This is a genomic window from Halorientalis sp., assembly GCF_028275115.1.
Taxonomy (GTDB): Archaea; Halobacteriota; Halobacteria; order Halobacteriales; family Haloarculaceae; genus Halorientalis.
Genome location: NZ_JAQCNH010000005.1, coordinates 41,165 through 66,943, shown reverse-complemented (window position 1 = coordinate 66,943; position 25,779 = coordinate 41,165). Strand labels below are relative to the sequence as shown.

The following is a 25,779-nucleotide window of genomic DNA, read 5'->3' as shown; positions in this document are numbered from 1 at the left end:
GACGGCGGAAGCCCTGTCCACAACGACAACCCCGAGTTGCACGTCAACGTTACCAACACCGAGCGGACCGTTCGAGACAAGCAGGACTCACGAACGGTCGTCGGCGTGGACGTGACCGAGGACAACGTGGCGCTCACCGCGCGCTCCGAGACTGGCATCGAAGACACGTTGGTCATCGAGTTCCCCGAAATCAAGTTCGAGCGCCATCGCTACTTCACGATGCGAAAGCGCGTTCAGAACGCGGGCAAAGAGAGCATTCATGACACGTTGGAGGGGCGCGAAGAACGGTTCGTCCGTGACCGACTCCACAAAGTGAGCCGTCACATCGTGGAGTGGAGCCAGCAGTTCGAGAAGTCGTGCATCGTCTTTGAAGCCCTCAAAGAGATGCGCGACAGTACCGACTATGGCACACGGATGAACCGACGCTTGCACCACCTCCCATCCCGCGCCCTCCAATACTACACGTCTTATAAAGCCGCTTTTGCGGGAATCTCGACTGGCTGGATTGACCCGTACGAGACTACTCAACAGTGTCCGATGTGTGGGCACGCCGAGCGCGCTCACCGCCGGGGGTCCCCGAATCTGGTGACGTACTCGACCTCTTCGGGCTTGATCTCCTCGTCGTCGAAAGCGTGCTTGGCGATGGAACGCATGTGGGCCTCGTCGGCCCCATCGACGATGCGGAAACAGCGGACGTTCTCGTAGAAGTCCGCCAGTGGGAGGTCTTTGCCGATTCCGTTCCCGCCACACACCTGCACGCAGGTGTCGACGATGTCCTGTACTGTGCGGGCGGCGAACACCTTCGACATCGAGACCTCGAGGTCGGCGCTGCCGGTCTCTTGGATGGTCCGGGCGGCGTGACGTACCATCGCCCGGGCGGCGTGCAGGCGCATGTGACCCTCCGAAATGTCGAACCGGAGGGACTGCTTCTGGCTCAGTTTGTCGCCGTAGGCCGACCGCTCGTCCATGTACGCCTTGGCGATGTCTAGCGACCGGTCGGCCATTCCCATAAAGCGCATACAGTGGGTCAGACGGGCCTTCCCGAGCCGTTGTTGCGCGACGGCGAGACCGCCATCTTTCGGACCTAGCATACTTTCCTCTGGCACCCGGACACCGTCGTAGACGATTTCGGCGTGGCCCATGCCGGACTCGCCCATGTGGGGAATGTCACGGACGAACTCGACGCCGTCGGCGTCGGCGTCCACGATGAACGCCGAGGTCCCGACGTAGGGGTGGGCGTCCTCGTTAGTGCGGGCGACAACGATCAGGAAATCGGGTGCACCTCCGTGGCCGAAGCTCGTCCACCACTTATGACCGTCGATGACCCACTCGTCACCGTCTTTCTCCGCGGTCGTGTTGATCTGTTTGGCGTCGCTTCCACAGCCGTCCATCGGCTCGGTCATCGAGAAGCCAGAGGTGACCTCGCCGTTCACCAGCGGCCGAAGGTACGTCTCTTTCTGTGCCTCGGTGCCCGCCTCTTCGAGGATCTCCATGTTGCCCTCGTCCGGAGCGGCGACGTGCATCGCACCCATCGCGAAGATCGACCGGCCGGCCTGCTCGAACACCGGGAGCAAATCCGCGAACTCCATGCCGAGCCCCCCGTACTCCTCGGGAATCTGTGGCCCGAACACGTCCCGGTCGCGGGCGACCGCTCGCAACTCTTCGACCAGTTCGCGCCCTTCTCGCTGGCGGTCGGCGTCGCTCGCCGCGTCGCGCTGGCCCAGCAATTCCCGCTCTCTGGGCAACACTTCCTCGTCGACGAACGCACGTGTTCGCTCGGCTACCTTACGCGCCCGGCCGGAATCCTGGTAGGTAAGATCCACGAATTAATAGTACGAAACCCAAATATTAGCTTTATTCCCCCACATAGGAGGATTTTATAACCCCCTCGGCTACTGCCGGGGGGATGACAACGCATTTATTACAGACCGCGCAATCCCGAGGCAATGCCAGACAAAGCCGACCTCGTCGACCGCGACCGCCTCCGTCCGTTCCTCGCGGAGCGACTCGGCGAAACCGACGCTCTCGAGATCGAACGACACGATCAGGGCTTCTCCAACGAGACGCTGTTCGTCACGTGGGACGACCGCGACGTCGTCATCCGCCGGCCGCCGCCGGGCGAGACTGCCGACACCGCCCACGACGTCATGCGGGAGTACGAGGTCGTCCACGCCCTGCAGGATACGGACGTACCCGTTCCGACGACCGTCGCGGCGAGCGAGGACACCGAGGTGATGGGCTGTCCGTTCTACGTCATGGACCGACTCGCGGGTGACGTGATGCGGTTCGTCGAACTCGACCGTTTTTCGGCCCCCGACTCGCGACGACAGGTCGGCGAGGAGATGGTCGATACCCTCGCGGCCATCCACACTGTCGACGTCGACGCCGTCGGTCTCGACGACTTCGGCACCCCGGAAGGGTTCGCTCAGCGCCAGGTCGACCGCTGGACAGAGCAGTTCGAGTGGGCCTTCGAGGAGACCACTGCGGAACGCGAAGTTCCCGCAATCCACCGTATCGGCGACTGGCTCGACGAGAACGTTCCCGACGAGTCCGCCCACGCGCTGGTCCACGGCGACTACAAACTCGACAACGTGATCTTCGCGCCGGGCACACCACCCGAGATCGGCGGCGTTCTCGACTGGGAGATGAGCACCCTGGGAGACCCGCTCTGTGACCTGGGGTGGCTACTCTTTTTTTGGCCCGACCCCGAGGACGACCTGACGCCGCTGATGCAAACCATGGCTCCCTCATTCACCGCCGGCAAGGACTACCTCACCCGCGGCGAACTGGTTACACGCTACGAGGACCAGACGGGTGTCACCGTCGAGAACCAGCGGTTCTACCGCGTCCTCGCCGTCTACAAGATGGCCGCGCTGGGCGAGATGTTCTTCGCCCGTTACCTGATGGGCAACTCCGACAACACGCTCTACCAGATGATGGAAGACGGTGTCCCGACGATGGCCGACCACGCCATCGAGATTATCGACGGCGAACGCCCCCTGTAGATGTCCGTCTCTACCGTCGACCGCCTCGAAAACGTGCCCGAGCCCGCGCCCGACGCGACCTTCGTCGTCGTCGACGTACTCATCTCCTCGACCAGTATCGTCCGCCTACTGGAGGAAGGTGCCCGCTACGTCCGACCGTTCGCCGACCCCGACGCCGCCCGGACGTTCAAAACCGACACCGACGACGCCGTTCTCGTCGGCGAGCAGGGTGGCCAGCCCGTCGACGGCTTCGACTGCTCGCCGCTCCCTTCGCTGATCGCCGCACAGGAGTTCACCGACCGCCCGGTGGGCATTCTTACCTCCAACGGAACCCGCGCCGTCCACCGAATCGGCGACGACGCCGACGTGCTGGTCGGCAGTACGGTCAACGCCGCGGCCGTCGCCGACCAGCTTCGGGAGCGCGACCGTGACGTCTGGCTGGTCGCCGCCGGCCGCCAGGGCGACCGCACGCCCGAGGACTCCGCTGGCGTCGAGTTGATCCGCCGTCACTACATCGACGAGGCGGCGAACTTCACGCCCGACGACCTCGCCGCCCAGGTCCGCGAGAGCGGCACCGCCGAGTGGCTCCAGAGCCTGGGTTTCGAGAACGAAGTCGAGGACCTCTGTGCGTTCGACACGAGTTCGGTCGTGCCGACGCTCCGGGACGGTCAGTTCGTCCGGGAGTGACTGCCCTGTCACACCGTTGCAGGGCGTTCCGGGAGTCGTAACGTATTTTAGGTGCAGGCGGCCTACCATTGAGTGCGTGTCCGGGCTGGGGTACTGGTATCCTGTATCCCTGTGGCGGATACGAAGTGGGTTCGATTCCCACGCCCGGACCTAACTTATCTTTCATTACAAATGGCTGGTCAGCACCCGGCTTTCCATTTTCACTTTCACCGCGGGTGGCTTGGAATGAAATCCTGTCACTGCGAACGAACAGAGTATGCCGGAAGAAGAATGTCCGACGTGTGGGGAGGGTTTCGACAGTCGCCGTGGACTTGCAGTCCATCACAGCCATACCCACGACGAGAAGTTGCCGAATCGGGAATGTGCCCAGTGTGGAACGGCGTTCCACTGTAAACACGAGAGGAGATACTGTTCCGAGACCTGCCGTGACGAAGCGGTTTCCTACGAAGGTGAGAACAATCCGAACTACGACGGAGGGATGACCGAGACCACGTGCGAGATCTGTGGCAGGTCATTCGAGTACTATCCATCCGATAAGAAGGGGTTGTACTGTTCTGACTGTGTCGAATCAGAGCAATGGCGGCACAAACGAGATATCGAGGGCGAACGGAATCCTCGCTGGTCCGGTGGCAAGCGCGAACTCGACTGCGAGACGTGTGGCGAGACGGTCGAGCGTCGCCCGTGGAACATCAACGGCGAGGCCACGTTCTGTAGCGACGAGTGCCAGTACGAGTGGCTCTCCGAGTCGTTCACCGGCGAGGGTCACCCCAACTGGGAAGGGGGCGACACTGGCAACTACGGGAAAGGCTGGAACCGAATCAGGAAACTCGCGCTGGAACGGGACGGCTACGAGTGCACACACTGCGGAAAGTCGAAGGAAGAGATCGGGCGGAACCCGGACGTGCATCACATCGTCCCCGTGCGGGTGTTCGCGGCGGCACGTGGCTTCACGAAAGCGGACGCGCACTACGAAGAGAACGTCGTGTCGCTGTGTATCGACTGCCACCGGAAGGCCGACTTCGGCGTGATGCCGAAGGCGCGGTTGTTGTCGTACGTGCCGGCGGGGACGAAGTACGGTCCACACGTGGCCCTCCCGGAGGGTGCGGGGCGCGTCGAGAGCGGGAGTCGGCGGGCACAGCGGCCCGAGAGTACGGTGCAGTGACCCTCGTGCTATATATCTCACTGAGGGGAGGGGACGGCTCCTAGAAGCGACCTTGTGCGTGCTTTCCGTAGCCGGATTCATATGAGCACACAGTTGCTCGATCTAGGGCTCGAACCGGATGCCGGGGTGGCGACCGACGCGGATAGCGACCTTCGATTCCGGTGCCCGGTCTGTGACGGCAGGGCGGGGACGGAAGCCGAGGTGTATCGTCATCTGTTGGTCGAACACAGAAAGAGCGGGCTGAGCGAGGCGTTGCTCGACCGAGCCGAGATTCGCGTCGAGACGGCGGCCGGCGAGTGACTGGTCGGGCTACGGGCTGGTCCCGTTGCCCGGAATCGCGGGCGGGGTGCCGGGCTGAGTCGGGCCGCCGAATCCGCCGGAGCCGGCGCCGGTCGACGGACCCGCGGGCTCCGGGACGCCTGGTTCCTTGTCGCCGTTGACGAGGAACTCGGCGAGGTTGGTGAGGAAGGCCTCGTTGTCGGCGACGGTGGCGCTCGACGGTTCGAGGAAGTTCGTGTCGCCGACGGTAACGACGTTACCGGTCCTGGCGGCCACCGTGTAGGTAGCACCGCGGCGGGTCGAGGAGAGCATGACGTCCTGGCTCTCGGCGACCGGTGTGCCGGCCGCGCTCGTCGCCAGCGGCGTCGCGTCCTCGAAGACGAGTCGGTCGACGCCCTCGGTGAGCGAGCCGCCGCTGGGCTGTGCGTAGACCCGCTGGAAGTTGTTGGCGTTGTCCGTCATGTCGAACAGGTAGCCGGCGCCGAAGGAGACGCCGAAGTTCGCGGCGAGGTTGGTCGGCTGGCCGGGCGTGACGGTGTTGCCGGTGTTCGTACCGAGAGGATTGGGGATTCCGATGGACTGGCCGCCGGTCGACGGGTCGACCGGGTCCGCGAGCAGGAGGACGCGGCCGCCGCCCTCGGCGAAGGCGTCTATCCCGTTGATCTCCTCGGTCGTGTAGCTGCTGGCGGGGTTAGCGACGACGAAGGCGTCGGCCGAGCGAAGCGTCGCGTTCAAGCCCGAGGAGCCACCGGAGACGCCGGCGGAAAAGCCGTTGCCGGAGCCACCGGTGTAGAACTGCACGTCGTGGCCGTCACGAACCAGAGCGTCCACGAACGGCTGCATTTCGCTCTCGCCGAGCGCGTTACCGTGGCTCTTGTCGATGACGACGGTCTTCGTCGTGTCACCGTCGGGTACGCCGACGGTGCCCCCGTCTTCGACAGCCGCCGGAAGTAACTGGTCGTCGTACGCCGGACCGTCGACGCTGCCGTCGGTCGACGAACCGGACAGGAGTGTGCCGGCAGCGGCCGTGGCGGCCACGACGACCACGACGACGACCGCGAACACGCCGATACCCTTCAGGAGATCAGTTAGTGCCATTCGTTCTCACCTCGGTTCTGTCCGCAGTGCCGGAGACGTCCAACTGGCCGTGTATCATAAAGTACTGAGTGGTGTCGATGTCGATAGTTGCGTCACCGGAGGCGTTCAAGCCGATCTGACTCAGTGGACTCGGCGTCGGTGACTCCATCCGGACGGTTTCGTAGTCCGAGAGTCCGGCCTCCGTCGCGGCCGCGCTGACGGCGGCGTCGAGGCCACCGACTTCGTCCGCCAGTCCGATCTCGATTCCTTCGGTGCCGGAGTACACTTTGGCGTAGGATAGCTCCGACGTCGAGATGCTGAGATTGCGTTCATCGTCGACGCTCCCGACGAAGGCGCGCCGGAGTGCCTCGACGCGCTGTCGCGCCTCGGCCTGCGTCGCGGTCGTCACCTTGTCGGGACCGGTCACGATCTGATTGTCCGACGGGCCTGCAGGGGGAATGACTCCGCGGACACCGATGCTGCCGACGGTACTGGCCGGAGTGACGTATATCTCGTCGGCTGCCGCGCTCGCGTAGTACCCGCCCGAGAGCGCCGACCCGGTGACGGCGACCGTCACCGGCATCTGCTCGCTGGTCTGTTTCACCGCCAGATACAGCTGTTCGCTGACCGACGCTAGGCCGCCGCGGCTGTTGACGTCCACTACGACAGCCTGGATGGATTCGTTCTGCCTGGCTTCGCGCAGGTCGTCCACCGCCGCCGCGGCGGTGTCGCTGTTGATCGTTCCGTGCACCTCGACGACGGCGACGGTGCCGTCGGGACTCGTCGATGCGCCCCAAGCGTACGGAACGAGCGCGGCGCCGACGAGCAGGCCGACGACGCCGAACACGACGACCGGACCGCCGAACCGGTCGAGGAGGCCGGGGTTACGACTCATGTCGTCGCACCTCCTGTGGTCGTGACGGTGTCGGTCGCGGGGACTCCGAGCGAGACGTTCTCGAACCGAATCGTCTCGTTCACCTGCTGTCCGCCTTCGGTCCACGTCGACTCGATGCGGCGAGGAACGACCTGTTCCACATCGACCCAGATGCGGCGCTCCGGCCGGGTCGTGGTGGCGTCGTCCGGTGGGGTGACCGAGAAGACCGCCGTTGGGCGGCCGTCGAGTTGCTCGGTGCCCTCGAAGACGACGTCGTTGTCGCGCACGAAGTCGGCGGCGACCGTGCCGTAGAGCGCGGCAGGTTCGGCGTCGGCGTCGGCACGCTCACCCGAGAACAGTTTCGCCGAGGGGTTCTCGACCACGGTGACCTCGCCGGCCTTCGGCCCGGTCTCGTAGGCGACGCGGAGGGACTCACCTTTCTCGAAGGCGACGGTCGCTCGCGTGGTTTCGGTCTCGTTGTCGACCGCGACCCGCTGGACCATCGTCGCCTGGAATCCCTCAAGACGTTCGTATCGCGATTCGACCTGCTCTGCGACGGCGTCAGCATCGTCGACCTCTGTCCCGGGCGCCCCGAGACAGCCAGCCGTCACGAATACGAGGCCGACGACGCCAGCTAACATGCGTCGTCGGTTTCTGCTCCGCAGTACTGATACCATGTTTCGTCCCTGTCTACACACACGACCCACATGTCCCCCCGCGAAGGGTTTCTGAGCCGGCATACCAGCCAAAGATTTATATTCTTCTCCGGCCGCAGGCAGCCGGTCCGCGCCGATTCCGCGGTCCGGTGCTGGTCGCGGTAATCCACATTGCCGCCACAGACAGCACCGAGAGTGGAGCGAGCAGCGAGTGTCTCAGTTCGTCTCAAAGACGGCGGCCCGGGCAGGCCGGTGAATCCGGGGACCGGGCCGACGGGCCGGTCCGGATCGGTGTCGGAGCGCTTTACTTTGCTCGTGACAAGCCTCTCACATGGTGGAACGTTACGAGGCAACTGGGTGGGCGGAGGCGCTGGCCCGTGCACGACAGGTGGGGCACGAGAACCGCGTCGTCGTCTCCAAGACAGTCGAACCGGGCCTGCCCGAGTCGGTCGAACTCCGGCCGTCGAACTTCCCGTGGTCGATCCACGGCGGTGCGATCAGGGTCCACCGCGAGGACAACCCAGGCGAGCACCTCCAGATCAAGGAGTTCCGGGACCGGTGGTCGGTGTCGCTCGACCGTGTCAACCCACATTACCAGCCGCTTGGCCACGCGCGCAACGACGTGCCCGCGGCGTCGCTGGCCTCGCTCCCGTTGTTCGCAGCCACACAGTCCGTCCGGCTGTTCGGGTCGCTCTCGGCGACGGCTATCGAACGACAGGGGTCACTGGTGAACGATAGGCTCGTCCCGATGATCGGCAAGATTCTGCCTTAGCGGGCTGTCCCCGTCAGCCCTTTTGCGCCTGGGCTCTTCTACCCACGCGTGCAGGTCGCACTGGTCACGGTTGGAGACGAGTTGCTCGCGGGGGACACGGTGAATACGAACGCCTCGTGGCTGGCCGCCAGGCTCGCCGAGCGAGGAGTGTCGGTCCGGCGCGTGCTGGTCGTGCCCGACGAGCGTGCGGAGATCGCCGAACGAGTACGGGCCTACAACGAGGCCTACGACGCCGTCCTCGTCACCGGCGGGCTCGGTGGAACGCCCGACGACGTGACGATGGCGGCTGTCGCCGACGCCTTCGACCGCGACCTCGCGGTGGACGACCTGGCGCTGGCCGACGTCGAGGAGACGCTCGAAGCCATCGCCGGCGAGTATCCCGACCTCGAAGTCGACGCAGAGGCCGAGGCGACGGTCCCTGCCGGGAGTCGCCCCCTGCTCAACCGCGCGGGACTGGCCCCCGGTTGTGTGGTCGAGAACGTGTACGTTCTCCCGGGTATCCCCGACGAGATGAAGACGATGTTCGAGACCGTCGAAGACGAGTTCGAGGGCGACGCCGTCTCGCGGTTCCTCTACACCGAAAAGCCGGAAGCTAATCTCGTGGACGCGCTGACCGACGCGGGCGCGAAGTTCGACGTAACCATCGGCTGTTACCCCGACCGGGACGCGGGACACAACCGGCTCAAGGTGACCGGTGACGACCCCGACCAGGTAGACACCGCGGCGGCGTGGCTGGCCGCAGAAGTCGACGCGAACGACGAGCCCGCCGACGACGGTTAATCGTCGTCGACAGCCACCCGCGGCGGTTCGGCGAATTCGACCGGTGATTCTTCCTCCCGACACTCCTCCAGTGCGTGCTTGGCGGCCATTCCGGCGGCCTGGGCGACGCCCGATTGTCCGACACCAACCTTGAGGTCGACGTCGACGGCCTCGTTGACGTGGTCGATCGCGTCTTGATAGTCCTCGGCGTTGAGGTCGGCACAGACCGCGATGACGTTGTCGCCCCCGACGAAAAACGACAGCGACTCGTGTGCCTGTCGCATGTACCGCATCAACTCTGCGTACCCCTGTTCGATCCGAATGAACGTGTCGAACTCGTTGAGTTTGTCCGTGTACTTGCCGGTGGCGTCGTTCACGTCGAAGTGGGCGATCTGCACGTCGTCTGGCGTGCGCTCGGCCTCGGCCAGTGTCTCGCCGCGGAGTATCTCGCTGCGGGTTTCGTCCTGTGCACTGCCTGCCTCCTGGAGACGGTCCGAGGCACGGCCGAGTGCGGCGACCGGCGACGCGTCCACCGCGACGCTCACGCTCGCGGTGACCGGATATCGGTTGCCGATGGACTCCTGTACCAGTGCGATGTCTTCGACGCCGAGCCCGTTGGTCACGGCGACCATGTTGTCGAACCGGCCGAAGAATGCGTATCCCTGACGATTGCCGACGAGCTGTGACACGTCGGCATACAGCCGCGATTGCATTGTTTGAAGATCAACTTCCCGGCGCGGTGTCGGCGTGACTGTCCAGGGCCCGTAGTTGTCGATCTGGATCAGCGTAACCTGCGTATTTGTCACGACACATGCTGTTCGTGACAGAGCAGTATTGTTCTTTGGAAGACGGCTGGTACGGCCGAAAACTCCGAGCGCCGGTCGCGTCACCCACTGCCCGCCCACCTCCCGAGCAGGTCGAGTTGGTGCGTCACGTACACTAGCTCCCCGGACGCGACCTGCTCGCGGCGCGTCCGAAGCCAGTCGTCGAGGCTGTCGTCGTCGAGGTCCGCGCCCCTGTCTACCTCGCCGAGCGCCTCCTCGACGGTTCCCAGCACGTACCGCAGGAAGTACGCCTCGTCGCCGGGGTATCCGCTCCCGTCCGGGTAGACGACCCAGTCAGACCCCGCGACGCCAGAGACCGTCGCCTCGTCGGTCTCCCGGAGCCGCGCCAGTGCGTGCTGGCCCGCGCGGCTGTCTCCGCCCTCCTTTGTGTCCATGTGGCCGTGGTACTCGCGCTCGACGGCGTCGTCGGCCGGGTGGTCCGGCGTGAACCGCGTCCCGCCGTCGAAGGTGATCGGAAAATACCAGTGCCCGCCGGGCGCGAGCCCGGACAGCAGCGTCGGCAGTTCGTCCAGCCCGATCACGTCGAGGACGGCCATCCCGACCAGCAGGTCCCAGGACCGGTCGGTGCCGGCGACGAACCCCGTCGCGTCGGTCGTCACGGGTTCCACGGCCACGGTCCGCTCCGGCCAGACGAGGTCGACCCCACCGGCCCGTTCCGTGGTCTCGACGGAGCGGCCGTCGGCCCAGTCCGCGAGGCGGTCGGGAATCGCGTCGGTGTTTTCGGTCTGGACATCCACCGCGGTGTACACCACGTCCTGGCCCTCGGGAAGAAGGTCCCACTCGACGGCCCGCTCGACCATCGTTCCGACCCCGGCGCCGACCTCCAGCAGCCGGAACGGTCCCTCGTCGTCGGCCGCCGTCGAGAGCGCCGTCCCGAGTTGCCGCCAGAGCCGCCGGTCCAGACTCCTGTCGTCGACGGACCGCTTCGCGTCGAGGTACCGCTGGAAGTCGTCGGCCGTCATCCGACGGCCCCCCCGTCGCCGGCCACGTTCGCCAGAAACGCCCGGACTCGCGCGGTGGTCTCGGGCCAATCGGGATGGGAGTCGTATCGCTCACGCGCCGCCTGTCCCATCCGCGCCAGCCGGTCGCGGTCCCGGGCGAGCGCGCCGAGGGCTCGTGTCACGGCAGCCGGGTCGTCGGGCTCGACCAGCGCCCCCGTCTCGCCTGGCGTCACCAAGTCCACCGCCCCGCCCGCGGCCGACGCGACCGCCGGCAGGCCGAAGCTCATCCCCTCCAGATAGGCGATACCGAACCCTTCGTGGCGGGCGGGAATCGCCAGAACGTGACTGTCACGGAGGACGGCCGCGAGGTCGTCGTCGGCGAGTCGCCCGCGCAGGTCGATGCGGTTGCCCGCTCCGCTGCTAGCGATTCGGTTCTCGACGGTCCGGACGTAGGAGGGATTCTCTGCCCGCCCGACCACTGTCAACTCCCAGGACTCGTCTACCGCTGCCAGCCCGTCGACCAGCGTGTCCAGACCCTTCCGTGGCTCGATGTTTCCCACGAAGGCAATCCTGAGCGGGCCGTCGCGAGCCCGCGATGCGATCGTCTCGGCGTCGATATCGGGGTCGAATCGGTCGCCGGCAGGCGGAGCGACGACCGTCCGGGCCGATGGCGGGCCACCGGTCGCGGTCACGGACGCCTGGGTCGCGGTGCTGTTGCAGACGGCGGCGTCGACGCCGCCGAGGTAGCGACGCTCGACGGCGCGGTACAGACCGGCGAGGTGGCGCTCTTCGCTGGCCCGCAGGTGGTGGACGACGCTGACGACCGGGTACGGCAGGTCCCGGTTCGCCCGAACGAGCGACGGGTGGGCGAGTTCGTCCTGTAGCATCACGTCCACGTCGACGGCGAGACGGTCCTGCAGCGACGGCGAGAGATTGTCGAGCAGGCCGCGCGCGTACTTCCGTCGCGGGAGTTCGATCACGTCGACGGTGTCGCCGGCATCCCGGAGACCTTCGACGAGCCGCCGGTCGTACCGGAACCCGCCCGACTGTCCATCGAGGCTCCCGTACAGAGTTAGGCCGACGCGCATGGGACCGACGCCTCGTACGCCGCGTGGGCCTGCTCGTCTTCCCAGATGGTCACCGCCAGTTCTGTGACCGTCTCGTCCGTTACCTCGTCCGTGACACGCTCCCAGACCACCTCTGCGAACCGCTCGACGCTCGGGTTGTGGTCCTCGAACTCCGGCAGGTCGTTGAGCATCGTGTCGGCGTAGCGACTGTGGAGTCGGTCCATCGCCGCCTCCACGTCGTCGATGTCGACGAGGTAGTCGAACTCGTTTAGCTCCGGCCCCCTGAACGTGAGTTCGACCTCGTAGTGGTGAGTGTGTGGTTCCCCCTCTGGGCCTGGGTTCGGTACAGTGAGAAAGTGCTGTGCGACGAACGATTCCAGCACCGTGACTGTGTACATACCGGTACCACGAACTGTCGCCACCTAAGTCTCCCGCTACCGGCGCGGGGACACCGGAGTCGTGCCCCGGAGCGTTCGCCCGTCCGGCGGTTCGCGAGTCGCCGGTGCTCCTTGTTCGCCCGTTCGGGGCTGCGTACATCTCCCGTCACTCGTAGGTCAACACGACACCCAGCGTCTGTTCGGGTGCGTTGTCGAGCAGTTCGTAGGCGTCGTTGGCCCGCTCGACCGGGAACTCGTGGCTGACCAGCGCCGACACGTCGACGTCGGCTAGCAGGTCACGGACAAGCGAGAGCCGCCGCTCTTTGTCCCAGCGACCGGTGTGATCCGGGTCGATACGGCTGACCTGGCTGCTCCGGACCCGGACGTGACTACGATGGAACTCTCCGCCGAGGTGGAGGGTCGCCGGCTTGTTGCCGTACCACGAGCCGACGATTACCTGCCCGGCGTAGCCCGTCGCGTCGATGGCGTCGTCGAGCGCGTCCGGGTTGCCCGACACCTCGAAGGTCACGTCCGCACCGTCGACGTACTCCGTCGCCACTGCCGACTCGAGCGCCGCGGCGTCGGGCACGGCAGCGTCCGCACCGAGTTGCTTCGACACCTCTCGCCGTCGTTCGTACGGGTCGACAGCCACCAGTTCGCCGAGTGGGAACTCCGCGAGGATGGCGGTCGTCAGCAGGCCGACGACCCCCTGCCCGAACACGACGACCCGGTCACCGACCCGCGGGCGGCCGTCCATCACGAAGTTGACCGCGGCCTCGGCGTTGGCGAGCAGTGTCGCCCGCTTGGCGGGCTGGTCGATCGGAATCAGTTCCGACGGCGACGCGAGGAAGTGACTCTCGTGGGGGTGAAACGCGAACACGCGTCGGCCCTCCCAGTCGTCGTCAACGCTGGTGCCGGTCTCGCTTACGCGGCCGACGGCCGCGTAGCCGTACTGCAGCGGGTACGAGAGCGTCCCGTCGAGTGCGTCGATGGTCTCGTCGATGTCGATGTCGGCCGGGACTTCGTCCCGGTAGAGCAACAGCTCCGTTCCGGGGCTGATAGCCGAGCGTTCGGTCTTGACCCGGACCTGCTCGGGCCCGGGGTCCGGGACCGGGCGTTCGCGAACCGTCACCTCACGTGGTCCAGTGAAGTACAGCGAGCGTGTATCCACAGTCAATCACGCTCGGACTCGGCAGCGACGGTCGTTGATCCGATTCGCAAACTCGGTCTGCAACGTCGACGCAGCCTGGATCGCCATGCCATGTCCAAGTACTGTAGCAGATAAAAACTGTGTGTGCCGGAAATCCAGGACGACGCCGGAAATCCAGGACGACGCTGAGCCGCGCGCACGCGATATCAGCGATATCCTAACGCGTCGAGCCGGTCGGTCTCGTCGCCGTCCCCGTAGACCCGACCCACCGGTAACGGCTCAGGCGGGGTGCACGCTGGGTCGTGCGTCCCGTGGTCCCGTCCCTCGGTCTCGACCCACGGGACGGCCAGCAGCGCCGGTACCGGCGTGTGCATGGGGTGGCCGTACAGCCCCCACTCCCCGAAGAGGTTGGCGTGGTCGGCGGTGATGGCCACGCGGTCGGCCGCGACGTTGTCGAGGACGACAGAGACCGACTCGAGGGCGTACCGGAGGTTCGCCTCGTACGCTGCCCGGACACGTTCGACCGACACGTCGCCGCGCCGAAGCGCCACCCACGGGTTCGCGTTGCTGCTCCGCGCCCCGCTCCGGGCCATCCCGTCGTCCTCCGCCAGCGGGTCGGGGACGAACGGGTGGTGGGGCTGCATGTAGTGGACGACGAGGCGTTCGGGGTCTCTGTCTCGGGCCAGCGCCACGGCGCGGTCGGTGATCGCCTGCGCCGGGACCGTCCCGAGCTGGTCGTCCCAGGCGTACTTCCAGACTTCGTCGAGCACGGCGAAGGCGTCGGCGTCGAGGTACCGATCGGTCCAGGTGTTGCCCGTCACCATGACCGTCTCGGCGACCGCCTCGGCGCGCTCCGGGCCGAACGTTCGGGTCAGCCACTCCGAGGAACAGCTCCCGACCGACCGGAGCCGGTCGACAGCGTCGACGAACTCGAACGCCGAACCGACGGCGGACAACGCGTCGGGCCGACACCCGTCGAGGACGATCAGCAGGTCCCACTCGCGTTCGTAGACCGACGTGCCGTAGTCGACCCGGCGACCGACCGCCTGAACGGCCCGGAGGACCGACCGCCGGAGCGGTCCGCGACCCGCGTCGTCGGCGAGCATCGGCTGTCTACCCCTCCCGCCGGTACAGCACGAATAACACGACGATGAAGGCGGTCTGCACGGCTTTGTCGAGATAGCCGACAGGTGAGAAGTCGGGCGCGTTCACCAGGTACCAGGCGACGATCTGGACGGCGGTGAAGGGGACGCCAACGGCGTAGACGAAGCGTCGACGGTAGTCAATCGCCACCAGTGCCGTGCCTCCGAGGAATCCCACGCCGGCCAGTAGGAAGCTGATGCCTAACGACGACGAGATGAACTGCACCCCGAGCCAGATGTGGAGGACACCAGTGACCGCCGCGAGACCGAACGCCGCCCAGTGCAGCGGCGACAGCGATGCCGTGTCGATTGTACGTCCACCTGTGGCCGTTTCTCCCATATCTATACTGTAGTCCCGAGCGGCTTCAACCTTGGCTGCGACCCGGGGACGGGTTTATTATGTTCAATCACTGTTTATACATGTGAACTGCCTGTTCGTGGGCGCGGGAGCCGTCGCCGAGCAGTACGCGGCCGAGCTCGCCGATAGCCCGCTCTCACTCGCAGGGGTCTGTGACACGAATGCCGGTCGCGCCGAGCAACTGGCTGCTAGCCACGACGCGGCCGCGTTCACCGCCCTCGACGACGCACTCGCCGCCGTCGACGCCCCAGTCGTGGTGAACCTCACGAGCCACAGCGCCCACGCCACCGTGACGCGGCGCTCGCTCGCCGCCGACCGCCACGTCTACAGTGAGAAACCCCTCGCACTCGACGCCGAGACTGCTCGCGACCTGCTGGAGATGGCCGCCGAGCGCGACCGCGCGCTGGGTTGTGCGCCGGTCGCACCCCGGTGTCCGGCACAGCGACTCGCCGGCCGTGCCGTCGCCGACGGCCGACTCGGCCGGGTCGGCCTGGGCTACGCATACGCCCACGTTGGCCGGGTCACGGAGTGGCACGACAGCCCCGCCGGATTCCTCTCGGTCGGGCCGCTGTACGACGGGTCGGTCTACCCGCTCACCGTCCTCGTCGCACTGTTCGGCCCCGTCGAGCGGGTCCGGGCCGCCGACGCGCTGGACGTGTGGCCGGCCCGCGAGTCAGCGACCCCCGACGCACCGACACACGTCGAGGCGACGCTTGAGTTCGCGTCCGGCCCGGTCGTCCGCCTGACCGCGAGCTTCTACGCGCCCCACCGGAGCCGGGAGTTCTACGGCGTCGAACTCCACGGCGACGACGGCTCCCTGCGGCTCCGGGACGCCGGCGCACTCGACGCCGACGTTGATGCCGTCTTTTTCGGCCGCCAGGGCCGCGAGTACACCCCTCTGCCACCGCAACAGCCGACCCGTGCCGGGACCTATCTCGACGGCGTCGAGCGACTCGCGGCCGCGGTGGCCGACGGGCGACGGCCCTGCGACACCGCCCGCCGCGGCGCGCACGTCGTCGCGATCTGTGGAGCCATCGAGCGAGCGGCCGCCGACGAGGGGTCCGCCTCAGTCGCCGATTCGGACGTGACGCCAGCCCGGCCTGCGCGACCGGTCGTCCGGCCGCGACAGAACGCCTCCGGGACGGCTGCGGACTCGTCCACCGGCTCGCTTCGGCTCCCGCCGATCGGGTTCGGTTGTTCACGCTACCGCGGCGGCGACGAGTACGTCGACCGAGTCGACGCCATCGCGACGGCGCTCGACGCCGGCTACCGCCTGCTGGACACCGCGGAACTGTACGGCAACGAACACCGCATCGGCGACCTGCTCGCAGCCCCCGGGACGCCGGACCGGGACGCGCTCTTTTTGTTCGGGAAAGTCTGGAACACGAACCACGGCCACGTCGCCGAGGCGTGTGCCGGGAGTCGTGCCGAACTCGGCATCGAGGCGTTCGACTGCTACGCCCTGCACTGGCCCGACTCGTGGGCGTACCAGGGACCGCTGGAGCGGCTCGCGGAGCGACCGGTCGCCGAGCAGGAAGCGGTCGCCTTCCCGGAGGACGAGACGGGCGAGATCGAGACCGTCGACCGATCGCTCGCCGAGTCGTGGGCCAATCTGGAGACGATACACGAGCGGGGGTGGGCGCGGACGCTCGGCCTCTGTAACGTTACCCGCGAGCAGGTCGAGACGGTGCTGTCGGCGGGGTCGGTGCAACCGGCGGTCGTGCAGGTGGAGCGCCACCCGTACCGGCCGCGCACGGAACTGGTCGAGTTCTGCCACGAGCGAGGCATCCGCGTGATCGCCCACTCCCCGCTCTCGGCCCCCGGACTACTCGATGAACCGGTCCTCGAAGAAATCGCGGCCGAACGGGGACGCTCGCCGGCCGAGGTCGTCCTCACCTGGAACGCAACCGAGGGAGTGGTGCCGATTCCGTCGAGCAACGACGAGACCCACGTCGTCGCGAACCTGGCGGCGGCCGGTGACCGACTCGACGCGGCGGCGCGCGACCGCATCGCTACCCTCGAAGACCCGGAGTTCGAGCGATGAGCGGGACCGAGCGCGCGCGCTTTGGCCGGCGACACAGGCGATGGCTGTTCCTGGGCGGGGGGAGCGTCTTGATGATGGCCGCCGGTGCGGCCGTCCTCGAACGGCTCGTCGACTTCGGGTCGGCAATCGCCTGGGCGCTCGTCGCCGGTCCGATCGTCGGCTTCGAGGCCTGGTTCTACCACTCGCGCCGCAATCTGCTCCCGACCGCAGGGGCGGCGATGCGGGTCGCCGACGCCGTGACGTTGGTCCGGGGGTGGCTCTACGCCGCCGTTGCCGGGTTCGTCGTCCTCCCGCCGACGACAGTGGTCGCCTGGCTCCCCGGACTCTGTTACGGGACTGGCGTCGCCCTCGACTGGTTCGACGGCCGGATTGCCCGCCGAACGGGCGGGGGAACACGTCTCGGCGAACGGCTCGACATGGCGTTCGACACGGTCGGCTTCCTGGTCGCGCCGGTCGTCGCCGTCGTCTGGGGACAGCTCCCGATCTGGTACCTGTCGCTGTCGGCGGCCCGGTATCTGTTCAAGGCCGGGCGCGGACTCCAGCGCTGTCGCGACCGACCCGTCCACGAACTGCCGCCGAGCGACCGTCGCCGGCAACTGTCGGGTGTCCACATGGTGTTCGTCACCGTCGCGCTGGTCCCGGTTGTGCCGAGCGGGCCGCTCGCGGCCCCGGCAGCCGTCCTGCTGGTCCCGTCGTTGGCGCTTTTTGCGCGGGACTACCTGCTTATGACCGGCTACCTGCCGCGACCGACAGAACAGTGATACCCGTGCCGCTCCAACCCCAGCCCGAACCGCACAGAGATGATGGCACCAACCCACGTCACGGTCGGACTCGCGCTCGGAGCCGCCGTCGCGACCGTCGAGCCGTCGCTGGGGACCGCCGCCGCGGTCGGTGGCGCGGTCGGCGGTGCCGCGCCCGACGTGGACCTGTTCGTCGGACAGCACCGCCGAACACTCCACGCGCCCGCACTGCTGTTTCTTCCAGCGGCCCTCGCCGCGGGCGTCGCGCTGGCCGCACCGACGCCGCTCTCGGTCGCGGCCGCCGTCGGATTTCTCGCGGCGGCAGTCCACTCCGCGAGCGACGCGCTCGGTGCCGGGGAGGAACTGCGTCCTTGGGAGCGGACGAACCCGAACGCCGTCTACTGTCACGCCACCGGCCGGTGGCTCCGCGCACGGTACGTCGTGCCCTACGACGGCGCGCCGCGTGACTTCCTCGTCACCGCCGCGTTCGCGCTCCCGGTTGTCTTCGTCTTCGTCGGGCCGATCCGCTGGCTGACGCTCTCGCTCGTCGCCGGTGCCGGCGTCTACGCCGCCCTGCGCAAACGGCTCCCGAAGTACTTCGCCCCCATCGTGGAGTGAGGACGCCGGCACCAGTGGCGATTTCAGAGTCGCGGCCGTACCGCCGACCATGCACGACAGCGATGACGCCGTGATTCGCTCGGCCGACGAGGCCGACTACGAAACCGTCGACGCGGCCGAGGGCGTCGAGAAAGGCGTCCTGATCGACGCGAGCGACGGCGCACCGACCTTCGCCATCCGCCGGTTCACCATCGCGCCCGGCGGCGAAATACCGGAACACACGAACGAGGTCGAACACGAACAGTACGTCCTGCAGGGGGAGTATACGGTGGGCATCGAGGAGGAAGAATACACCGTCACCGCTGGCGACTCGCTGTTCATCCCCGCCGGTGCCGTCCACTGGTATCACAACGACGGCGACGAGACGGGTGCGTTCGTCTGTGCGGTGCCCAACGGCGACGACGAGATCGAACTGGTGGAGTGACCAGTCGAGGGGGCCCGGGCTGGGTCCGAGAAACAGCGCGGCCCGCGCGAAACCGAGGGCCGCGTCGAGGGTACCGAATAGCCCGACAGCGTGTGCGCCACGTTGTGACGAGGGCGTCAGCAGGTCCCGCTTTCGCCACGTCGGTCGTCCGCTGTGATGGCACGTTCGACACTGGTATGTGGAGTCATATCGTGCTATCGCCGTCGAACGGGTGGACTCAAATATTCGCACCGTCTACACGGAGACGTGTCACGGCAGGTCGCGCAGGTCGATACGCTGTTCCTCCACGAGGACGGCGACGACTACCGGGCGGTCGTCGAACGGGACGGCAAGCGACTGTTCCAGGCTATCCTCGAACTCAAAGAGACCGACGCCGGTCCGCGCCCGGGTCGGTTCCGGATCAAAGAGGGAACCAGTGAAGAACCGCGCAGTCCCGACGAGTTCGTCGACATCGCTCGACGTGCCTCTCGCATCCGCATCTCACAGCAGACCTCTCATGCCGGCCGGCAACGCCTCCTAGCGATGCTCGACGGCTATCAACTGGACGCGAAGGTCGTCCGAACCTGTCGGCTCTGTGCCCGCGACGGCCGTTACTCCCCCATCACGAGTGAAACGGCCATCGAGACCGACGACGAGTTCATCTGTCCGGACTGTGCCAAAGCGGAACTCGACCGGCAGGTGACGATGCAGGGCTCGATGAGTGCGAGCGCCCGTGGGCGCCTCGAAGAACTCCTGCTCGACGTGCAGGACCTCGGCCGCATCACCAATCTGCTGGAGGGACGACTCGACCCCGACCTGACCAAGTTCGACGAGATTAGCGCGACGCTCGACGACGTAGAGCCCGTTCCGGTCGACTCGCTGTCGCTGCACCCGGGCATCCAATCGAAACTCGAGGGTCGGTTCGAGGAACTGCTCCCCGTTCAGAGCCTCGCCGTCGAGAACGACGCACTGAACGGACGCGACCAGCTCGTGGTGAGCGCCACCGCAACCGGCAAAACCCTGATTGGCGAGATGGCCGGCCTGAATCGTGTCCTCAACGGCAGCGGCAAGATGTTGTTTCTCGTACCGCTGGTGGCGCTGGCCAACCAGAAACACGAGTCCTTCCAGGAGCGGTACGGCGACATCGCGGACGTGACGATCCGCGTCGGCGCCAGCCGCATCAACGACGACGGCAACCGCTTCTCGCCGGACGCCGACATCATCGTCGGCACGTACGAGGGAATCGACCACGCGCTCCGGACCGGGAAGGACCTCGGCGACATCGGTACCGTCGTCATCGACGAGGTACATACCCTCGGCGAGGAGGAACGGGGCCACCGCCTCGACGGGCTGATTTCGCGGCTCAAACACTACACTGAAACCCATCAGAGCCGCGCCGACACCCAGTACATCTACCTCTCGGCGACGGTCGGGAACCCAGGGCAGTTGGCCGAGCGGCTCCGCGCCCAACTGATCGAGTTTGAGGAGCGACCGGTCCCCATCGAGCGCCACCTGACCTTCGCGGACGGGCGCGAGAAGCTCGACGTGGAGGACAAACTGGTCAAGCGGGCGTTCGACCAGGAGTCCTCGAAGGGGTATCGCGGGCAGACGATCGTCTTCACCAACTCCCGACGGCGGTGTCACGAGATCTCCCGCAAACTGCAGTACGACTCCGCGCCGTACCACGCGGGGCTGGACTACAAGCGCCGCAAGGCGGTCGAAGGACAGTTCGCCGACCAGGACCTGGCGGCGGTCGTGACGACGGCGGCGCTGGCAGCGGGGGTGGACTTTCCGGCCTCACAGGTGATCTTCGACTCGCTGGCGATGGGAATCGAGTGGCTCACCGTCCAGGAGTTCGAGCAGATGCTCGGCCGGGCCGGCCGGCCGGACTACCACGACGAGGGGACGGTGTACATGCTGGTCGAACCCGACGGCGTCTATCACAACAGCATGGAGATGACGGAGGACGAGGTGGCGTTCACGCTGCTGAAAGGTGAGATGGAGGCCGTCGTCACCCGCTACGACGAGGCGGCGGCCGTCGAAGAGACGCTGGCGAACGTCACCGTCGCCGGGAAGCGAGCCAAGCGGCTCAACGACCGGATGGTGGGGGAGGTGCCGACCAAACACGCCCTCGGGAAACTGCTCGAATACGAGTTCATCGACGGTCTGGACCCGACGCCGCTGGGACGGGCGGTGACCCGGCACTTCCTCGCGCCCGACCAGGCCTTCCTGATGCTCAACGGGGTCCGGAAGGGGAGAGACCCGGCCGAAATCGTCGCGGACCTGGAGTTGCGCGACGAAGACCGATAGCCGTCCGCCGGCGGACCTGTTCGACGCCCGTAACACATATTCACGCCGCGACCGCACACCGCAGTATGGGGCTTTTCGACTCGGTCCGTGGGCTCGTCTCGGGGGACGACGAACCGACGGACGACGACACCGACGCGGCCGTGCCCGGGCGCCGGGACCCCACGCCGACGACGTTCCGGAACAAAGCCGCCGACGCCGTCGCCGATTGGGACGCACACGAACTGGACTACTCGCTTGACTCGCTCTCCAGACTCGACGACTTCGCCGACAAACAGGGTGCGAAACTCGACGTGATGCACAACGAGGGTGACGATGCTGTCGCCAACCTGCACACTCGCTACACCATACAGGCCGGCAGCTACCTCGGCGAGGTGCTCGCTCGCCAGCGCGACGGCGAGTGGGTAGAGGGTGACGAGCGGTGGGCCGTCTCGCTGGAGTACGAGGGCGACCCCGCGACCGTCGACGTGTTCGAGATTGCCGGCCACTCCTTCGCAGAGGAACCGGTCTTCGGCGAAGTCGCCGACCGGTTCACAGCGGACGATGACGACCCCAGCGACAGCGGACCGGCCCCCGTGGACACGAGCGATATGGCGGCCCGCGCCGAGGAACTGGCCGACTTCTGGAACGGCTACGACCTGAACTTCTCGCCCCGCTCGCTCGCCCGCCTGGACGAACTCGCCGACGACGAGTGGGACGAGGACCGCTTCCGCGACACCGAACTCGGCGGGTCGGACATGGACTCCGGAATGTACACGGAACTGGTCAAACAACTCGGCAGCTACTACGGCGAGGTCCTGGTCCGGAGCCTCGACGCCAAGTGGACCCGTCGGGACGACGACATCGCCGTTGCCGTCGACGGCGCCACCGACGCGCCGCCAGTTCCCGTCCCGGTCTTTTCAGTCGCTGCGAACTCGCTGTCCGGACCGTCGGTGTTCGCCACACGGTTCAACGACATCACCGACCGCGCGAACCTCGAAGTCCCCGCGGTGGCGACGACCGCAGGCGTGACGCCAGCCACCGGAACGCCAGCCGCCACGAACCGGGAAGACGAGGACCTGACCGCAGTGAAACCCGACACCGCCACCGATTCCGTCGACTCCGGTGCCGACACCGAGTCCACCGACGACCCGAGCACCGCGGAGCCGGCGGCAGACGCCGAAACCGGAACCCGGCCGACGAGCCGCGGCACGGTGACCGGAACCGCCGAGACGAGTACGGAGCCGACCGACGACACAGACCCGCTGGCCGCGTCGGTCGTCGACGGGGCGGACGACGACGCGACATCACCGCCGACCGACGAGACGACCGACACCACCGACGGTGCCGAGGACGACACGACTGCCGAGTCGGACCCGTCTCCGAGAGCCGATTCCCGCGAAAGACCAAAAGCCGAGTCCGGGAGGCCTGCCGACACCGACGCCGGCGGTGACACCGATACCGGGCCGACCGTCGATCCGGAAGGAAAGTCCCCTCTCGAAACCGCGATCGAGGAAACGGTCGCGGCAGGGCTGGTCGACCGCGCCGACCGGGACGACGACGCGACGCCTGCGACGACGCCGACCGAATCTGGCGCCGAAATCGACACTGCAGCGACGACGAAGGCACAATCGCCCGGACGCGACGCAGACGCCGGTGACGGCGACTCCGAAACCGGGACGACCAACCGGAGAGCCAACGAACCGGAGCTAAACGACGAGGCCGCCAAACGGGAGGCGCTCGCCGCGGAAATCAGTGACAGCGGACCGGCCGAGTCGGGGCCGACGCTCCCGACGCCGGACGATCTCCACGACAACGCCGAGGCGTTCGCTGCGACCTACCCGGGATACGACCTGGATTTCTCGCCGGACTCCCTCTCGCGACTCGACCGACTCGTCACCGAGGAGTACGACCCGGCGACGTTCGGGGACTTCGAACTCGACGATCCGGACTCGCAGTTCCAGCTCGACCGCGTGACCGAGGTCGGCGGCTACTTCGCGCTGGTGATCGAGGGGACCGCCGGCGGCGAGTGGGAACGGACAGACGACGGACTGCAGTTCGTCGTCGAAGGCGCGAACGGCGTCGCACGGTTAGACCCGATCGGGGTCGCAGTTGGCTGCGTCCGTGACGACGACTCGTTTGCCGCGACATACGCGGCTATCCGCGACCGACTGAGTGCGTGAGCGGCCGGGCTAGGCCCCCCTTTTACTCGTTGTACCTGCGTCGGCACACCTCTCCACCGCACCGTCGCCGTGGCCACTGCCACTGCCCTCGGTGTCGCCCACTGGCTCGGCGCTTAGCGGAGGAGTTCGGTCACCGCGTCCACCAGCGGTGTGACCCGCGTCCCGCCCTCGACCGAAAAATAGAATCCCTCAGTCTCTCCCACGACTCGCCCGATGATGGCGTAGTCCGTGTACGTGACGAACGCCTGCGTCTCCGACAGTGTCGGGTAGAACTCCGCGAACTGATCCTCGGCCACGAAATCCAGCTGACCGTATTTGTGAAACAGTTCGCCCGCCTCCACGACCTCCTCGAGTCCGCCGTACTCGGCCTGGAGTCGATCCGAGAGATACACTACCCGGAAATCCTCGGGCGTGTACTCCGCACAGACGAGCAACGACTCCCCTGCCCGGTCGGTCGCTGCCTCCAGCGCCGCCTCCGTGTCGTAGTCCACCAGCGACGCTCTGTCCTCGGTGTTCATACCTACCGATACGTGTTCGATAATAACAACGTTCAGGCCACTCTCGCAACGAAACGCTTACTTTTGACCGGGCAGGATTTTTACTTACGGGACCGTGGGTTAGCCTGGTATACTTCGGGCCTTGGGTGCCCGTGACCCCGGTTCAAATCCGGGCGGTCCCACTTCCTTCTTGATTGGTCAAGATTCGCACGATAGCGGTGCGTCCTTTCTATATCGTGTCGTGTGTTCTCGACCGTAGATTCCAACCACGGTACGGTCGCACCCCTCCGCCGTAGTGGGCTTCACGAGAGACAAGCGCCTGTGTAGTCGTTTGAAGTCGCCTTCTCGGGACGCGATCCCCAACTTGAACCGACAAACCGAGGTAGTTACTGCTATATCAGGTCCGAAAACGTCGTAAGAGATAGCGGCTACACAGGCGTCGTATCCTCGACGGCTTCAGCGACTCTATCGAGAAACGCGGGGTCGTATGTTTCCTCGACGTGGTTGATATTCCACAGCCCGGAATCTCGTATCTCCTTTCTCGGACTGTGTCTACCTAACCAGCCGTCGTGTCGGGAGTCGAGCGACTCCCTCTGGAAGTTGCTGACGAGAGCGAGAGCGTTCCGTTCGATGTACGCTCGGTCGCTATCCGGGCCGGGTTCGTCGTCCACGTCGATCCACAGAAACGGGAGGTCCCGGATATAGTCACTTACTCGTTGTTCATGGTCGTGCTCGGAGAGTCGTCGGTCGCGGTCGGCACTCGACCCTTCTCCCCAGTGAGGATACTCGTCGTGGAGGTCGTGGCGTTCGAGAAGCGACTCCCCGACGCGCTTCCAAAAAACCGAACCTCGGTGGTTGCCGCCGCCTCCATACGTCCCGCTGTTCGCTCCTCGGTGAGTCCGGAGTCTGTTCCATAGCGACGTTCCTGAGCCGGTGGAGACGGCGTGTGTGCCGATCCGTGTTAGACGGTGTTGTTATCTCTATCTCTTCGCTCGTCGTGTGAGAAGACGAAATAGACGCCACGCTCGGGCCAGTCCATATATCCGGTACAGTCACCGAGCCGTTGTTTCCCGTCGACACGGTCTTCGAGTTCAGTCAGGAGGTCATATAGACGGTTGAGGTCGTTCTCCCGTGCCATCACCGACCGTTCGTCCCGGTAAAATAAGACTCTCCGGGATACTGGACGCCAGTAGCCGTATGATGACCTCTCCCGAGGTACAGAGGTCTACTCCTGCCGCCGGGCTTTACTCAACGGTGACGCAACGAACTGTATGGGCGAGTCGTCGTCACTTGGAGAACTAACTACCGATATGGCGGAGGTAGTCCCCGACGTTGATAGTCGGACTACCGGCCAGTATGGGAACGGAATCGGGTCGGAAAACGAAGAACGGCAGATCGAACTCATTCTCCGGGACCTCCGCGATCAAGATAGTCGATACGAGGGGGTAGACCGGGAGGTGTCCTACCCCGAGAGTTCTGAACGGTGTGACCTGAAGTTACCCGACGGGACACCCGTTGAAGCCAAATTAATCCGGTACTGGCGAGCGAACGGCGACCCCGAGCCGGATATGTTCAAACACGTCTTCAGCCCGTTCCACCGGAACACGTTGTTGACTGATGCACAGAGCCTCGCAGAGTCGGACATCGGAGACCGAGCGGGTCTACTGGGGCTGTTCTACAAACGGGCAGATAGTGACCCAGAGACCGTAGAGGCACTCCCGAGTCGGTACACCGCCGAGGACATAGCGGACAAGATAGCCAAAGACATCGCCTACTGGTACGACGTGGAGGCGACCGTGTGTGAGATAGCGCACTTCACGGGACTCCAGCATACGATCCACAAGCAGGGCGCGATAATCTCGTGGATGGTCGAGTAGA

At 66.1% G+C, this 25,779-nt stretch carries 25 protein-coding genes, 1 tRNA gene and 2 pseudogenes; 15 read left to right on the top strand and 13 right to left on the bottom strand.

Going from position 1 to position 25,779, the window contains the following annotated elements; all coding sequences use genetic code 11:
* Positions 1-705: transposase (locus Q0964_RS01050; protein WP_349254414.1), on the top strand; the 705-nt coding region annotated here is incomplete at its 5' end.
* Here the strand turns inward: Q0964_RS01050 and Q0964_RS01045 are convergent.
* A pseudogene (locus tag Q0964_RS01045) lies at positions 690-1,823 on the bottom strand (acyl-CoA dehydrogenase family protein); the annotation flags it as partial. The gene Q0964_RS01050 and the pseudogene Q0964_RS01045 overlap by 16 nt on opposite strands.
* Positions 1,824-1,946: 123 nt before the next feature.
* On the opposite strand from Q0964_RS01045, the gene Q0964_RS01040 reads away from it, so the two are divergent.
* The 4 genes from Q0964_RS01040 (at position 1,947) to Q0964_RS01025 (ending at position 5,133) form a co-directional block, all read left to right on the top strand.
* Complete coding sequence (locus Q0964_RS01040) at positions 1,947-3,005, top strand: phosphotransferase family protein (RefSeq protein WP_299262492.1); 1,059 nt, start codon at positions 1,947-1,949, stop codon at positions 3,003-3,005.
* Entirely contained in the window at positions 3,006-3,671 is a 666-nt protein-coding gene (locus Q0964_RS01035) for a 2-phosphosulfolactate phosphatase (protein ID WP_299262490.1), read from the top strand.
* 478 nt (positions 3,672-4,149) lie between these two features.
* On the top strand, positions 4,150-4,833 hold the full coding sequence (locus tag Q0964_RS01030) for an HNH endonuclease (RefSeq protein ID WP_299262487.1): 684 nt from the start codon (positions 4,150-4,152) through the stop codon (positions 4,831-4,833).
* Positions 4,834-4,914: 81 nt separating this feature from the next.
* Complete coding sequence (locus tag Q0964_RS01025) at positions 4,915-5,133, top strand: hypothetical protein (protein WP_299262484.1); 219 nt, start codon at positions 4,915-4,917, stop codon at positions 5,131-5,133.
* A gap of 9 nt (positions 5,134-5,142) precedes the next feature.
* On the opposite strand, the gene Q0964_RS01020 is transcribed toward Q0964_RS01025, so the two are convergent.
* From Q0964_RS01020 to Q0964_RS01010, 3 genes are read right to left on the bottom strand one after another with little or no spacing between them, the layout of a single operon-like run.
* On the bottom strand, positions 5,143-6,210 hold the full coding sequence (locus tag Q0964_RS01020; RefSeq protein ID WP_299262482.1) for a motility-associated ABC transporter substrate-binding family protein: 1,068 nt from the start codon (positions 6,208-6,210) through the stop codon (positions 5,143-5,145).
* Entirely contained in the window at positions 6,197-7,084 is an 888-nt protein-coding gene (locus Q0964_RS01015; RefSeq protein ID WP_299262480.1) for a S49 family peptidase, read from the bottom strand. Before Q0964_RS01015 ends, Q0964_RS01020 begins: the two co-directional genes overlap by 14 nt.
* Entirely contained in the window at positions 7,081-7,740 is a 660-nt protein-coding gene (locus Q0964_RS01010) for a LolA family protein (RefSeq protein WP_299262479.1), read from the bottom strand. The genes Q0964_RS01015 and Q0964_RS01010 overlap by 4 nt, the downstream gene beginning before the upstream one ends.
* Before the next feature lie 310 nt (positions 7,741-8,050).
* Between Q0964_RS01010 and Q0964_RS01005 the strand changes: the two genes are divergently transcribed.
* Together Q0964_RS01005 and Q0964_RS01000 are read left to right on the top strand one after the other, a co-directional pair.
* Positions 8,051-8,491: a hypothetical protein gene (locus Q0964_RS01005; protein WP_299262477.1), complete on the top strand. Its 441-nt coding sequence runs from the start codon at positions 8,051-8,053 to the stop codon at positions 8,489-8,491.
* Positions 8,492-8,539: 48 nt separating this feature from the next.
* A complete protein-coding gene (locus Q0964_RS01000) occupies positions 8,540-9,271 on the top strand; it encodes a competence/damage-inducible protein A (protein ID WP_299262474.1) in 732 nt (243 codons plus the stop codon).
* Here Q0964_RS01000 and Q0964_RS00995 read toward each other — a convergent pair.
* The 7 genes from Q0964_RS00995 to Q0964_RS00965 form a co-directional block, all read right to left on the bottom strand.
* Entirely contained in the window at positions 9,268-10,056 is a 789-nt protein-coding gene (locus tag Q0964_RS00995; protein ID WP_299262471.1) for a GTP cyclohydrolase III, read from the bottom strand. The genes Q0964_RS01000 and Q0964_RS00995 overlap by 4 nt on opposite strands.
* A gap of 80 nt (positions 10,057-10,136) precedes the next feature.
* Complete coding sequence (locus tag Q0964_RS00990) at positions 10,137-11,057, bottom strand: hypothetical protein (protein ID WP_299262468.1); 921 nt, start codon at positions 11,055-11,057, stop codon at positions 10,137-10,139.
* Positions 11,054-12,124: a glycosyltransferase family 4 protein gene (locus tag Q0964_RS00985; protein ID WP_299262465.1), complete on the bottom strand. Its 1,071-nt coding sequence runs from the start codon at positions 12,122-12,124 to the stop codon at positions 11,054-11,056. The genes Q0964_RS00990 and Q0964_RS00985 overlap by 4 nt, the downstream gene beginning before the upstream one ends.
* Positions 12,109-12,501 (bottom strand): 6-pyruvoyl trahydropterin synthase family protein, encoded by a 393-nt coding sequence (locus Q0964_RS00980; protein WP_299262462.1) that lies wholly within the window; start codon positions 12,499-12,501, stop codon positions 12,109-12,111. Before Q0964_RS00980 ends, Q0964_RS00985 begins: the two co-directional genes overlap by 16 nt.
* A 145-nt stretch (positions 12,502-12,646) precedes the next feature.
* Entirely contained in the window at positions 12,647-13,651 is a 1,005-nt protein-coding gene (locus Q0964_RS00975; protein ID WP_299262460.1) for a zinc-dependent alcohol dehydrogenase, read from the bottom strand.
* Positions 13,652-13,836: 185 nt separating this feature from the next.
* Positions 13,837-14,736, bottom strand: a complete 900-nt coding sequence (locus Q0964_RS00970) for an alkaline phosphatase family protein (RefSeq protein ID WP_299262457.1) — start codon at positions 14,734-14,736, stop codon at positions 13,837-13,839.
* A gap of 7 nt (positions 14,737-14,743) precedes the next feature.
* Positions 14,744-15,112 carry a DUF7475 family protein gene (locus tag Q0964_RS00965; protein ID WP_299262455.1) on the bottom strand — a complete coding sequence of 123 codons (369 nt, stop codon included), beginning with the start codon at positions 15,110-15,112 and terminating at the stop codon, positions 14,744-14,746.
* Between the two features lie 82 nt (positions 15,113-15,194).
* Between Q0964_RS00965 and Q0964_RS00960 the strand changes: the two genes are divergently transcribed.
* From Q0964_RS00960 to Q0964_RS00935, 6 genes are all read left to right on the top strand, one after another.
* Complete coding sequence (locus Q0964_RS00960; protein WP_299262452.1) at positions 15,195-17,174, top strand: aldo/keto reductase; 1,980 nt, start codon at positions 15,195-15,197, stop codon at positions 17,172-17,174.
* The gene (locus tag Q0964_RS00955) at positions 17,171-17,935 is read left to right on the top strand and encodes a CDP-alcohol phosphatidyltransferase family protein (protein ID WP_299262450.1); all 765 of its coding nucleotides are present in this window, start codon (positions 17,171-17,173) and stop codon (positions 17,933-17,935) included. The genes Q0964_RS00960 and Q0964_RS00955 overlap by 4 nt, the downstream gene beginning before the upstream one ends.
* A 39-nt stretch (positions 17,936-17,974) precedes the next feature.
* A complete protein-coding gene (locus Q0964_RS00950; protein WP_414652124.1) occupies positions 17,975-18,532 on the top strand; it encodes a metal-dependent hydrolase in 558 nt (185 codons plus the stop codon).
* Positions 18,533-18,581: 49 nt separating this feature from the next.
* Positions 18,582-18,956, top strand: coding sequence for a cupin domain-containing protein (locus Q0964_RS00945; protein ID WP_299262444.1), 375 nt, complete (start codon positions 18,582-18,584; stop codon positions 18,954-18,956).
* Between the two features lie 246 nt (positions 18,957-19,202).
* Positions 19,203-21,245: a DEAD/DEAH box helicase gene (locus Q0964_RS00940; protein ID WP_299262441.1), complete on the top strand. Its 2,043-nt coding sequence runs from the start codon at positions 19,203-19,205 to the stop codon at positions 21,243-21,245.
* Between the two features lie 65 nt (positions 21,246-21,310).
* Positions 21,311-23,404 carry a hypothetical protein gene (locus tag Q0964_RS00935; RefSeq protein WP_299262438.1) on the top strand — a complete coding sequence of 698 codons (2,094 nt, stop codon included), beginning with the start codon at positions 21,311-21,313 and terminating at the stop codon, positions 23,402-23,404.
* Positions 23,405-23,517: 113 nt separating this feature from the next.
* Here the strand turns inward: Q0964_RS00935 and Q0964_RS00930 are convergent, their stop codons facing one another.
* Positions 23,518-23,922: a DUF7522 family protein gene (locus Q0964_RS00930; RefSeq protein WP_299262435.1), complete on the bottom strand. Its 405-nt coding sequence runs from the start codon at positions 23,920-23,922 to the stop codon at positions 23,518-23,520.
* An 88-nt stretch (positions 23,923-24,010) separates the two neighbouring features.
* On the opposite strand from Q0964_RS00930, the gene Q0964_RS00925 reads away from it, so the two are divergent.
* Positions 24,011-24,083: transfer RNA gene (locus Q0964_RS00925), tRNA-Pro, on the top strand.
* Positions 24,084-24,329: 246 nt separating this feature from the next.
* Here Q0964_RS00925 and Q0964_RS18265 read toward each other — a convergent pair.
* Positions 24,330-25,039 (bottom strand): annotated as a pseudogene (locus tag Q0964_RS18265) (GIY-YIG domain-containing protein).
* A 172-nt stretch (positions 25,040-25,211) separates the two neighbouring features.
* Between Q0964_RS18265 and Q0964_RS00905 the strand changes: the two are divergent.
* Positions 25,212-25,778, top strand: a complete 567-nt coding sequence (locus Q0964_RS00905; RefSeq protein WP_299262424.1) for a transcriptional regulator — start codon at positions 25,212-25,214, stop codon at positions 25,776-25,778.
* Position 25,779 lies beyond the last annotated feature (1 nt).